The organism is Candidatus Thermoplasmatota archaeon (genome assembly GCA_029907305.1).
Taxonomy (GTDB): Archaea; Thermoplasmatota; E2; order DHVEG-1; family DHVEG-1; genus JARYMC01.
Map to the genome: position 1 here is coordinate 1 of JARYMC010000046.1, position 11,683 is coordinate 11,683.

Sequence of the window (11,683 nt, forward strand, 5' to 3'; positions counted from 1 at the left end):
GGCTGGGATTGGGATGATGACAACATAGTTGATGAATGGACTGATTTTTATAATTCTGGTGAAGCATGTAATATTACCCACATATGGCAACAAACAGGGACATATGCTGTTAAAGTAAAAGCACAAGACATATATGGTGCTGAACGAGGCTTGCCATGGTCAGAAACGTTTTCTATAAACATCACCAGCTCACCATCGTATCATAACCAGAAACCTGTTGCATCATTTACTTATACACCTACAAATCCAGTGGTTAATGACGTCATCAGTTTTACTGATACCTCAACAGATGATGGAGCCATTGTCAAATGGTCATGGGATTTTGGTGATGGTACCAATTCTACTGATCAAAACCCTACTCATATATACACAGAACCAGGAGCATACACAGTAACACTCAAAGTTACAGATAACAAAAACTCAGAAGACACAGAACAAAAGATATTAACCGTTTCATCTTTGCCGCAGAACATCACATGGGAGAAAACCACGCAAATCACACTAAGATATAACAAAAAAAACAAAGGAATCAATTATCTAGTATGGAGAGGGTTAGCCATTAACGCAAGTAGTCTCGCAAAAAAAATCTTGCTAACCGATGGAGAATCCATCAGTATCTTTAGTAAAACCGAGGGAGCATGGCTGACCTACACAGTAGGGGCATCAGATCAGTTAGATTTCCAGATATCTCTGTGGGATATTATAATAATCCAAACCAGGTCAGAGAAAACAATTACTGTGGATACATCACAGCAAAATATAAGCATGAGGTCTGTAACCATAGATTTCGCCTATGAGGCAGCAACTAAAAAAGGCAACATGGGGTACAACTTCTTCGCATGGACAAGCAATATAACTATGCTTATCAAAGATTTCGTTGAAACATATGGTTTTTCTAAAGATGATGTCTCAATAAGTCTATATGACCCAGATACTAGCTCCTGGAATACATATAACCCTTCGCTTCCAGCAGTTTTCAATACACAGTTTACAATACAACCCTACAGCATTTTATGTATAAAAGTTGCAAAAGATTCACAAGAACGCGTATTAGTTATTACATGAGGATGAAATATATGAAATTGATAACCCGATCAAAGAGTACATTCCTCTATAGGAATCTAAGTATTATAATGGCTTGGATTCTAATAATTGCGTTATCATCAAACATATACTTTGTACCATCTGTTCAAGCAGATCTCCCCGGCCCATATTACATCTATGGTTACATTGACAACTCAACCAATCAAGATATACCCTCTGGGGTAACTGTTACGGTAACCAATATAAACAGGGGTACATCTGGTACAACAACCACATTATCTGGTGGCGCATTTTTAATAAATGTAGGAAAAGACTCAGGATTTAACTCTAGTGATAACGACCAGATTGTAATCAACTGTAGTTACAATGGTGAAGTCGGCGAAAACGCAACAAATATAGATACCAATTTTACACATCGATGGTGTAACCTAACAGGATCTACAAGACTTCAACCAGAGAATCTATCAATCAATGTTACTCCAGGTACTTGGAACGCTGGGTCAATAAACTATAACAACTCCAGCGCGACTAGCAACACATATTTCACCCTAACAAACGAAGGAAACGTGAATATAAGCATAAAAATACATGGAGAAAACATCACTTGGGATGGTAAAACTTGGTATCTCAACACCACCACTGGTGTAAACGGGTTCACAGTTGCATATCAAAAAAGCGGCTCAGGAAGTTGGACAAAAATAGGTGTCACAAACGCTAGTTTCATCACTAACCTTGGATACCACTCCCAATATTTCCCCTATACATACCAGCAGCAATTTGGTTTAAACCTCTCAATGCCCTGGTTTAACTCAAATAAACCATCGGGTAGTTTATCTTTCAACATCACTCTGTGGTCGATAAAAGCATAACAATAAAAATTATACGATCGGAGGAGAATAGATAAAAAAAATCTAGTAAAAAAAGGTGAGGAGAAAAACAAGGAAATGAAAAAAATAGCAACTATAGCCAGTGTAATTTTAGTTTTATTATTCTTAATGCCTCCTTGTAAAGCAAATGTTGTTGTATCACCAACTGAGATATCTATAACTATGACTGATAGTTTTATAGAGGGGAATACGACTAAAAAAATCACTGTTAAAAACTATTTCCCCTACAACATATCGGTTAAGGCATGGATGATGCATCCAGATATCATCGAATGGATGAGACCTAATAAAACCTTTATCGACAACCTATCATGGATAACAATAGAACCATCTGAACAAATTATACCTCCAAACTCAAGCTCCTATTTTTACATATATTTAGCTCCTCTTGATAATGAGACTAAAAACGAAACCCTTGGTAGACACTGGGAGATATGGGCTGCTTTGAAGATAAACGCTGCCTCTGGGAACAGCTCTTCTTCATTTAAACAAGGCTACAACATTAGGGTATATGTTGATACACCGGAGCAGCCATCTGAGCCTAGTGAATCCATGTTCCCTGAAGAACTCATCTATTATACGGTAACCGCAGTTGCCCTAGCTATATTACTTGTTTTAATATTTTATTTTTATAGACAGAAAAAGAAGAAACAATAATTACTTATTTACTATTATGCTTAAATCAGTGGTAGCATAAAAACTCATGGTTTAACAAATACAATGATTTTAGTATCCAATTTTAGTGATACAAAAGTTTTCCATATATAAAAGGTATATTGCCCAGATTAAATTGCGCACCCCTCTGGTGAAAGAAATCCTTGAGGTCGAACGAGTTGGTCATGGTGGTACCCTTGATCCGAATGCTATTGGTGTGTTACCTGTTGGTGTAGGCGATGGTACTCGTGTTTTGCAGGTTGTTCTCTTATCAGGTAAAGAGTACGTTGGCATTATGACGTTGCATAAAAATGTTGATAAAAAAAAGTTTATGGAAGTTGCCAAGGGTTTTGTTGGAGAGGTGTTTCAGGTCCCACCTGTTCGTTCTGCTGTTAAAAGAGTTCGTAGAAAACGGCACATATACTACTTGGATGTAATTGAGATAACTGATAGGAATGTTTTGTTTCGTGTTGGTTGTGAAGCAGGTACTTATATTAGGACTCTTTGTGTCGATATTGGTAAGAAACTTGGTTGTGGTGCTCATCTTTCTGAGTTGAGGCGTACTAGGGCCGGGGGTTTGTGGGAGAAGGATTCTGTGTTTTTGCAGGATATTAAAGATGCTTTTGTTTTTTGGAAGGAAGAACAAAATGAAGAGGGCATACGTTCTATGGTTTTTCCAATGGAACATTTATTGGATCACATACTTAAGATAGTAATTCGTGATTCTGCTGTTGATGCGGTTTGTCATGGCGCTAGCCTTGCTGTACTAGGTGTGGTTGAAGTTGATTCTGATATTATGAAGGGGGATTTGGTTGCTGTTTTAACATTGAAAGGAGAAGGTGTCGCTTTGATGAATTGTCTTATGTCAACTGAGGAGATAATGCAGAAGGACACAGGGGTTTGTGTTAGTCCTGAAAGGGTTTTAATGAATAAAGGAACTTATCCATCCATCTGGAAAAAATCTTAATAAACATCTTTGTTTACGTTTGGTTTGTTTTCTTTGCCGAGGTGGCTCAGTCCGGCTACGGCGCGAGCCTGGAGAGCTCGTGAGGATTTTCCTCTCGGGAGTTCAAATCTCCCCCTCGGCGTAAATTTATTCATTTTGTTTAATAAAAATAATACTTAGAAAAATATAAGTTCTATAAATCGTTTCTTTTGTTGTGAGGATGAGATAAAAATGAAGATAAATCTCATATCAATGATTACATTAACTTCTGTATTATTAACTATAATAATTTCAATTCCAAATGTCTCTGCGGATGGTTGTGTGTTACATGTTGTAGATTATGAAGAGTATATCACACTTCCGGCTCAAAAGGCTGCTATTTTTTGGGATGGGGGCAATGAAACAATGATACTTTCTACTAAAATAAGTTCAGATGGTTTTTCTAACATGGCTTGGATTATACCTATTCCCTCCAATTCGACACCAGAAGTATCTGAAGGCAATATAGAAGTATTCAATCTGATTGCAGAAAGTTTTGGAACGTATGAATATAAAAGTTATGGAGCATTCTCTGAAATGATAATATTTTCAATTCTTACAATAATTTTTTTAATTGGCGGAATTCTATTTTTAATTATTTCAGTTTTTAAAAGAAAATTAAGGACTGCTCTAGTTGTATTTTCAATAATTCTGTTGGTCTTATCATTTTTAAACTTTATACTGTTCTATAATAGTGGTTTGATGGCGGGTGGAGGGGAATATAAAAATGTTGAGGTTATAGAAATTAAAAAAGTTGATATCTACGATGTTGCAGTATTAAAAGCAACAAATGCCTCAGAGATGATTGACTGGCTTAATGAAAACGAATTTTATGTTCCAGCATCTGCCAATATAACTCTTGAAGATTATTGCAATTCTCCAGATTTTTATTTCGTTGTAAATAAAATCAATCTAACAAACAAATACACAACAGCAGAAGAAATAGAAGATGCAAAAAACGACCTCAAAGATGGTATAGCAACACCCTTAAAAATTAAATTTCAACCAGAAAAACCATTTTATCCATTAAAAATGACCAGTATTAATGAAGGTGATACAAAAATTAATGTATATTTTATCTCTAATTATACTGTAGTTGATGAGAATAACTATCTATCTTTCGAAAAAATAAACAACAATATAGTCGGGATATCGCAATTTTTTATGGATGACTATAATATTCATTATGAAACAATTTCAATGCTTACTTTCGAGGGTAACACAAAAGATTTAACTGGGGATTCATATTTTGTAAAAAATAATAATTAAGGAGGTTTCAACTGGAGAAGCCGCTGATTTTTACCGGTAAATTTGCGTCTAAATCTCTCCCTCGGCGTAAATTTATTTGACTTCAGTATATTTCTAAAAAAGATACGAATTCAAAAGAAAACCAAATAAAATCAAAAAAATACTAAAGAAATAAATAAGAAGTGTTTTAGGTGAGGTATGACTCCAAGTAGGTACACTTTGATTAATGATGAAATTGGCACCAAATATTATGGCACCAATTATAGAAATAACAGGAAAAACATCAATAATTATTTTTGAAAGTTCATTGATAAGCGGAGTTATAAGACCCAAAAAAATTGTTGCAGAAACATAAATAAATATAGCGCCTTGCTTAGTACGATATTTTCCTCCACTCTTAAAACCAGTTGAAGTTGTTGTGTAAATAAAACCTGATACAAAAGTAATAATTATACCTGTTAGAATAAGTGAACTTTGATCTCGGAGTAAACTAAATAAATCAAATAACATAATCTGCCAGTAAAATAAGACGTGTTTTTAAGTTTGCTGTGTCTACAAAAGGATAAAAGAAAGAACACGATTTAGGGAGAAATGATGGACGATAAAAATATAATGATTCCATGTTTCCAAACATTTTTTGTTTCAAGAGAACAAAGCAACTGTCCTATACTTCCAGAAATGATAAAACTTGGTAAAAACCTAAAAGAAAAAGGATTATTAAAAGACACAAAAGGAATCATCAGCCTAGGATATGGAAGACGCGTTTTAATAAATAGTAACAACCTCGACATAGGAAACATAAAAAAAGAGGACATACTAGAGGTTGTTGACTATGATCCTGCGAAAAAAAACCTGCTAGTGATAGGTCAAAATGAACCCAATATAGAAACACCTGTTCACTGGATTGTTATCAGCGCAAGAAACGATGTAAATGCAATTGTCCAGCTAAACAATGAAAAACTAGCAGAAAAATTTGAGAAAAAACTACCAACCACAGAAAAAGAACAACCACCTGGTACTCTTGAGTTAGCAAAAGAGGTTTTAAAAACCCTTAGGAAAGGCAAAAACATCGTAATCAAAAATAAAGCAATATTTTTTGTTGGAGCCAGTTTTAAAGAAATAGAGGAATCAATAATAAAAATATTTGAGGAAAATAAACATGAAAATTAATGGTAAAGAATACAGGTCACTATGGCTTGAGGATAAAGTTGTTAAACTCATAGACCAGAGAAAACTACCATACATTTTTGAGGTTTTCACTGCAAAAACCGTTGATGATATAGTCTTTGCCATAAAAGAGATGGTTGTACGTGGAGCACCAGCAATCGGTGTGGCAGCAGCATATGGTATTGCTTTAGGAAAAAAAGACATTAAAAAATCAGCGGAGAAACTAAGAGCCACGAGACCAACAGCACACGACCTGTTCTATGCAATAGACTATATGATAGATAAAATAAACAATGGGATTGATGAGTTCGAAGCAGCAGGAAATTACGCAGAAAACATTGTAGAAGAGTGTAGAAAAATCGGGGAAAACGGAGAAAAACTAATCAAAGACAATATGTGTATTCTAACGCATTGTAACGCTGGTGCACTGGCAACAGTTGACTATGGTACAGCACTTGCGCCCCTACATCTAGCACATAGAAACGGTAAAAAGTTTTTTGTTTATGCTGATGAAACCAGACCACGTTTACAGGGGCTGTTGACTGCTTGGGAGCTTAAACAAGAGGGGATAAAACATTCGTTAATTGTTGATAACGCAGCAGGTTTTTTCATGAGAAACAAACAAATTGATATGGTTATTGTTGGTGCAGATAGGATAGCGGAGAATGGCGATTTTGCAAACAAAATAGGAACATACGAGAAAGCGGTTCTTGCAAAAGAAAACAATATACCTTTTTATGTTGCTGCGCCTATGAGTACGTTTGACAAAAAAATAAAAAATGGTAGCGAAATAGTTATAGAAGAACGTAACAGGTTTGAGTTAACAGAAATCAACGGGAAAAAAATAATGCCTGATTGGGTGGAAGTTAGAAACCCTGCTTTTGATGTAACACCACATAAATTTGTTACAGGCTATATAACCGATAAGGGCATCATTAAAAAATAACCAGTTCAAGTTTTAACAGGCTCAGCTGGTTTTTTGTTTTGTTTTTTACCAGGACAAACAGGGTTAAGACACATATTCCAGTATCTGTTGCCCTTGGTTTTTACCTTTACAACAGGAAAACCACATTTGCTGCAAGGTGCATCTATCTTAAAAACACCGCCCTCTTGCGGCAGAGAATAGGTGTTGTTACAATCAGGGTAACCAGTGCACCCAACAAAACGTTTACCTTTTTTTGAGACTCTTACCACAAGGTTTTTCCCGCATTTCGGGCATTTACCTATGTTGTTTTGTTCTTTGATTGCTTTTTTTATGTTTGTTTTAATTTTTTCTTTATCTAATTCCAGGGTTTTCATAACCTTTGTGAGCATCTCACGTGATTCCTTAACAGTCTCCTCAAGTGTTTTTTTGCCTTCAGCTATATCATTCATATCCTTTTCAAGCTGGGCGGTCATCTTTGGTTTAACAACATCACAATCTCCCAGTGCTTCAACAACCGCGATAGCTGTCGATGTTGGTATAGGCTGTGAACCAAGGATATATTTTCTACTATAGAGTTTGCTGATTATTTCATGACGTGTTGATTTTGTACCAAGTAAAAGCTGCTCCATTTTTGCTATGAGAGAACCCTGGGTATATCTCTGCGGTGGCTTGGTTGAATCCTCCTTAAGCTGAACCTTCAACACATCAATTGTTTCCCCCTCAAACAAATCAGGTAAATCATTTTTCCTTTCTCTAAAATAAGTATAGATTTTTTTCCAGTTAGGCTCAATCAGCTTGTAGCCACTAGCCTTGAAATTCTCACCAGATATATCCAGGGAAACATCTGTGGTTTCAGAAACCGCATCTTTTGCTAGTGTAGCAAGGAACCGCCTACAAATCAACTCATATATAGTTTTTTGTTCAGAATGTAACTTACCATCAGATGGCACACCAACAGGATGAATAGGTGGGTGATCAGTTGCATATTTTTTGCCACGCGTAGGATGCTCCCTACCATTCATAATAACTTCTTGTGCTTCTTTAGAAAAAGAGGAAGAGGCTAGTTTTTCTAAAATCGCTCTGATATTCAAAGAAGGAGGATAAACAGTGTTATCAGTCCTCGGATAAGAAATTAAACCAAGCATGTAAAGCTCTTCAGCTACACTCATAGCCTTAGCAGCAGAAAAACCAATACCAGAAGCAGCCTGCAAAAAAGTGGTTGTGTTAAAAGGCGATGGTGGCATCTCATGCTCAACCTTCTTATCTACATTTTTGACAAATGCTTTTTTAACACCCTTGATTTTATTATAAACATCCTGTGCCTTTTGTTCATCCCAAAAATTACCCTCTATATGCACAGCATCAAACTGCTTGCCTTTCTCAAGTTTTGCGATAATCTGCCAGAAAGGCTTTGGTTTAAAATTTTTAATCTCTTTCTCACGGTCAACAAGAAGCGCAAGAGTCGGTGATTGAACACGACCAATAGAAAGAAAATCCTTACCAAGCCTCCTAGAAGTAAGTGAGATGAAACGCGTTAAAACAGCACCCCAAACAAGATCAATAATCTGCCTAGCCTCACCAGCATTAGACAAATTATAGTCAACATCTGTAAGATTATCAAACGCCTTATTAATCTCATAAGGCGTGATAGCACTAAACTTCGCTCTTTTAATCTGAGTAATATTCTTGTTGTACTCTCTAAGAAGATTTACAGCCTCAACACCAATAAGTTCACCCTCACGATCATAGTCAGTAGCAATAATGACAAAAGGGTTTTTATCAACCAGTGATTTCAACGCATTAGCAATACCTTTCTCACTAACCTTTTTAATAGGCTCTACATCTATAAGTTCATGTGGTGGAATCTTTGTCCATCTGTTAAAACCAGCAGGGTAATCAACATTTATTATATGACCCTTTAAACCTATAACAACCCATTTCTCATTGTCTTTTTCAAACTCATAAACAGGTATAACACCAATCTTTGTGCTCTTTGCTTTACCCTGAGAGAGGATACTAGCTATTCTTCTTGCTGCAATGTTTTTCTCACAAATAACAAGCTTCATTACTCTTTTCCCATGGTTTTTAGTTTTGTGACAACATAAGAATCACATATAACTAGTTTACGCTACCACATCACAAGAAAAAAATAGCTAAAAAAGTGAGTTTTATAAATAAATAATTGTTACCTATTATGGGGAGGTCTGGAGAAAATATAAAGGGGGTCTGTCCCATCATCCGATTCCGCTTTCCAGACCATCTCCAAAAAAAGAAAGTTTTTTTGGTCGAAACCATTAATTAATACATCATATTTCACTGATTTGATAAGCATGAAGATTCAGATAATACTTGGATCAAAATCCGATATGCCTATAGCTGAAAAAACACAGAAGATATTGGATGAGTTCGGAGTTGATTACGACATAAAAGTTGCATCAGCACATAGGACACCAGATTTTCTAAGAGACATTGTTGAAAAAAACGATGCAGATGTTTTCATTGGAATCGCAGGTCTTTCCGCTGCTCTACCTGGTAGCATAGCTGCTCATACAACAAAACCGGTTATTGGTGTCCCGGTCAGTGGTAAAGTAAACCTCGATGCAATATTATCAATTATCCAGATGCCACCAGGTATACCAGTTGCTGCCGTAGGATTAGATCGTGGTGACAACGCAGCTCTTTTAGCTGTAGAGATCCTAGCAACACATGATAAGAATTTGTCAAAAAAATTAGAAGAATATAGAAAAAAGATGAGAGATGAGATATTAGGTAAATAGTGGTTGAAGAATGTTTGATGCGAATGAGTTCATAGAAAAAACTGTTGCGCAACTAAAAAAGGATATAGATGGAAAAACACTGATAGCCGTCTCAGGTGGTGTTGACAGCACTGTTTGTGCAACTCTTGTAAACAAAGCAATCGGAGAGAAACTATTCGCAGTACATGTCGATACTGGTTATATGAGGAAAAATGAGTCAGAGAACGTAAAAAAACTGATGAAACAACTGGGATTGAACTTTCGTTTCATAGATGCGAGCAAAGAATTTTACAGTGCACTAAAGGGTGTCGAAGATCCTGAGAAAAAACGTAAAATCATTGGGGAAAAATTCATAAGAGTTTTTGAAAAAGTCGCAGAAGAAGAAAAAATCAAATACCTTGTGCAGGGGACTATAGCACCAGATTGGATTGAATCAGGTGGGGATTTACGTGACACAATAAAATCCCATCATAACGTTGGTGGTTTACCAGAGAAAATGAAGCTTAAACTCGTTGAACCACTCAGGGATCTTTACAAAGACGAGGTGCGCAAGGTTGCAAAAGCTTTGAATTTGCCTGTCTCAGAGAGACAACCATTCCCTGGGCCAGGTCTAGCAATTAGGATAATCGGTGAGGCGACACCTGAGCGCACAGAAATCGTTAGAGAAGCATGTGACATCGTAGAAAAAGAGATAGAATCAGCGGTTGAAAAAGGCCTTATGGAAAAACCATGGCAGTATTTCGCTGTTCTCTTACCAGTTAAATCAGTTGGTGTACACGGGGATAAAAGAGCATATGGGAATGTTATAGCGGTACGTGCAGTACAAAGCGTAGACGCAATGACATGTACTTTTAGTAAAATACCAGATGAAGTAATTGATAATATTTCTACACGTATAACAAACACTATGAAGGATAAAATCAACCGCGTTGTATATGATGTTACAAACAAACCACCAGGTACTGTAGAATGGGAGTAATATGACAAAAATCTACATTGTTGACAACGGTGGCCAGTGGACACACCGCGAGTGGCGTACACTCAGAGACATAGGTGTTGATACAAAAATAGTACCAAACACCACGCCTCTAAAAGACTTAATATCAGAAGATATAGATGGATTAGTTCTATCTGGTGGCGCACCAAGAATAGGTTTAAACAGTGAACTAGGCAACTGCGCAGAATACTTAGAGAAAGCAGAATTCCCAATACTTGGCATATGCGCGGGGCATCAATTCATGGCAAGATTCTTCGGCGGCGACGCAAAACCATCAAAGATACCAGAGTTCGGCAAAATAGGACTCACATTGCTGGTAGAAAATGAGCCTCTTTTTGAAAAAGTACCTAAAAAATCAATAGTATGGGAGTCACACAATGATGAGGTAACTGTTTTACCAAAGATGTTTGAGCTACTAGCTGAGAGTGAAAACTGTAAAATACAGGCTATGAGACACAAGAAAAAACCATTCTACGGATTACAGTTCCACCCAGAGGTAGAACATACAGAGTACGGTGAACAAATTTTCAAGAATTTTGTAAAAATCTGCGAATAGTTCTTCGAGAGATTCTACTGATGAAAACTAATACAAAATCTAGGGAAAAGAATAAATAACAAACATAAATTATTTTGCTAATAATAAATGAGTTAGAGGGGGCACGTATGGAAAAAAATTTGGTGGAATCATTCAAAAGCCAATATGTAAAACTCATTAAAGACACAGGGGAAATTTTGGATGGCACAATAACAGAGATATTCGAGGATACCATAACTTTTCAAACTGAGTTGTCAAGATCTGCTATTTCCATTAACTCAATTAAAGAAATAATACCATATGATGAGCTAAAAAAAAGAAAAAAATATATGAGTGGGTTTAAAATCTAATAAAATTTAGCAAAATACAAATGTTCATGTTTTAAACTAATGCGATTTTAATGGTTAAAGGCTACATCCCGAAATGAGTCGAAGAATCATCTCTTGAACAATATTTTACTTTGAAATAGATCATAGAACATACAG

At 36.1% G+C, this 11,683-nt stretch carries 13 protein-coding genes and 1 tRNA gene; 12 read left to right on the plus strand and 2 right to left on the minus strand.

The window, feature by feature from the left end; translation table 11 throughout:
- From QHH19_04540 to QHH19_04565, 6 genes are all read left to right on the plus strand, one after another.
- A partial coding sequence (locus QHH19_04540) for a PKD domain-containing protein (protein MDH7517593.1) occupies positions 1-1,065 on the plus strand: 1,065 nt, incomplete at its 5' end.
- A gap of 11 nt (positions 1,066-1,076) precedes the next feature.
- Entirely contained in the window at positions 1,077-1,913 is an 837-nt protein-coding gene (locus tag QHH19_04545) for a hypothetical protein (GenBank protein MDH7517594.1), read from the plus strand.
- A 75-nt stretch (positions 1,914-1,988) separates the two neighbouring features.
- A complete protein-coding gene (locus QHH19_04550; GenBank protein ID MDH7517595.1) occupies positions 1,989-2,588 on the plus strand; it encodes a hypothetical protein in 600 nt (199 codons plus the stop codon).
- Positions 2,589-2,736: 148 nt separating this feature from the next.
- The gene (locus QHH19_04555; GenBank protein MDH7517596.1) at positions 2,737-3,552 is read left to right on the plus strand and encodes an RNA-guided pseudouridylation complex pseudouridine synthase subunit Cbf5; all 816 of its coding nucleotides are present in this window, start codon (positions 2,737-2,739) and stop codon (positions 3,550-3,552) included.
- A 35-nt stretch (positions 3,553-3,587) separates the two neighbouring features.
- Positions 3,588-3,673, plus strand: a tRNA-Ser gene (locus QHH19_04560).
- Positions 3,674-3,762: 89 nt separating this feature from the next.
- Entirely contained in the window at positions 3,763-4,839 is a 1,077-nt protein-coding gene (locus QHH19_04565) for a DUF2330 domain-containing protein (GenBank protein ID MDH7517597.1), read from the plus strand.
- Positions 4,840-4,932: 93 nt separating this feature from the next.
- On the opposite strand, the gene QHH19_04570 is transcribed toward QHH19_04565, so the two are convergent.
- Positions 4,933-5,328, minus strand: a complete 396-nt coding sequence (locus QHH19_04570) for a hypothetical protein (GenBank protein MDH7517598.1) — start codon at positions 5,326-5,328, stop codon at positions 4,933-4,935.
- Positions 5,329-5,409: 81 nt separating this feature from the next.
- Here QHH19_04570 and QHH19_04575 point away from each other — a divergent pair, with 81 nt between their 5' ends.
- Together QHH19_04575 and mtnA are read left to right on the plus strand one after the other, a co-directional pair.
- Positions 5,410-5,988, plus strand: a complete 579-nt coding sequence (locus QHH19_04575; protein ID MDH7517599.1) for a class II aldolase/adducin family protein — start codon at positions 5,410-5,412, stop codon at positions 5,986-5,988.
- Positions 5,978-6,931 carry an S-methyl-5-thioribose-1-phosphate isomerase gene (mtnA, locus tag QHH19_04580; protein ID MDH7517600.1) on the plus strand — a complete coding sequence of 318 codons (954 nt, stop codon included), beginning with the start codon at positions 5,978-5,980 and terminating at the stop codon, positions 6,929-6,931. Before QHH19_04575 ends, mtnA begins: the two co-directional genes overlap by 11 nt.
- A gap of 5 nt (positions 6,932-6,936) precedes the next feature.
- On the opposite strand, the gene QHH19_04585 is transcribed toward mtnA, so the two are convergent.
- Positions 6,937-8,976 (minus strand): DNA topoisomerase I, encoded by a 2,040-nt coding sequence (locus QHH19_04585; protein MDH7517601.1) that lies wholly within the window; start codon positions 8,974-8,976, stop codon positions 6,937-6,939.
- Between the two features lie 264 nt (positions 8,977-9,240).
- On the opposite strand from QHH19_04585, the gene purE reads away from it, so the two are divergent.
- The 4 genes from purE (at position 9,241) to QHH19_04605 (ending at position 11,548) form a co-directional block, all read left to right on the plus strand.
- A complete protein-coding gene (gene purE, locus QHH19_04590) occupies positions 9,241-9,687 on the plus strand; it encodes a 5-(carboxyamino)imidazole ribonucleotide mutase (GenBank protein ID MDH7517602.1) in 447 nt (148 codons plus the stop codon).
- A 10-nt stretch (positions 9,688-9,697) separates the two neighbouring features.
- Complete coding sequence (gene guaA / locus QHH19_04595) at positions 9,698-10,645, plus strand: glutamine-hydrolyzing GMP synthase (protein MDH7517603.1); 948 nt, start codon at positions 9,698-9,700, stop codon at positions 10,643-10,645.
- Position 10,646: 1 nt separating this feature from the next.
- Positions 10,647-11,219: a GMP synthase subunit A gene (locus QHH19_04600; GenBank protein ID MDH7517604.1), complete on the plus strand. Its 573-nt coding sequence runs from the start codon at positions 10,647-10,649 to the stop codon at positions 11,217-11,219.
- A 107-nt stretch (positions 11,220-11,326) separates the two neighbouring features.
- Positions 11,327-11,548: a hypothetical protein gene (locus QHH19_04605; GenBank protein ID MDH7517605.1), complete on the plus strand. Its 222-nt coding sequence runs from the start codon at positions 11,327-11,329 to the stop codon at positions 11,546-11,548.
- Positions 11,549-11,683 lie beyond the last annotated feature (135 nt).

Excerpts from the sequence above, each read along its gene's own strand:
- QHH19_04605 (MDH7517605.1), top strand. The coding sequence starts at position 11,327 with ATGGAAAAAAATTTGGTGGAATCATTCAAAAGCCAATATGTAAAACTC.
- purE (MDH7517602.1), top strand. The coding sequence starts at position 9,241 with ATGAAGATTCAGATAATACTTGGATCAAAATCCGATATGCCTATAGCT.
- guaA (MDH7517603.1), top strand. The coding sequence starts at position 9,698 with ATGTTTGATGCGAATGAGTTCATAGAAAAAACTGTTGCGCAACTAAAA.
- QHH19_04565 (MDH7517597.1), top strand. The coding sequence starts at position 3,763 with ATGAAGATAAATCTCATATCAATGATTACATTAACTTCTGTATTATTA.
- QHH19_04550 (MDH7517595.1), top strand. The coding sequence starts at position 1,989 with ATGAAAAAAATAGCAACTATAGCCAGTGTAATTTTAGTTTTATTATTC.
- mtnA (MDH7517600.1), top strand. The coding sequence starts at position 5,978 with ATGAAAATTAATGGTAAAGAATACAGGTCACTATGGCTTGAGGATAAA.
- QHH19_04545 (MDH7517594.1), top strand. The coding sequence starts at position 1,077 with ATGAAATTGATAACCCGATCAAAGAGTACATTCCTCTATAGGAATCTA.
- QHH19_04600 (MDH7517604.1), top strand. The coding sequence starts at position 10,647 with ATGACAAAAATCTACATTGTTGACAACGGTGGCCAGTGGACACACCGC.
- QHH19_04570 (MDH7517598.1), bottom strand. The coding sequence starts at position 5,328 with ATGTTATTTGATTTATTTAGTTTACTCCGAGATCAAAGTTCACTTATT.
- QHH19_04585 (MDH7517601.1), bottom strand. The coding sequence starts at position 8,976 with ATGAAGCTTGTTATTTGTGAGAAAAACATTGCAGCAAGAAGAATAGCT.
- QHH19_04575 (MDH7517599.1), top strand. The coding sequence starts at position 5,410 with ATGATGGACGATAAAAATATAATGATTCCATGTTTCCAAACATTTTTT.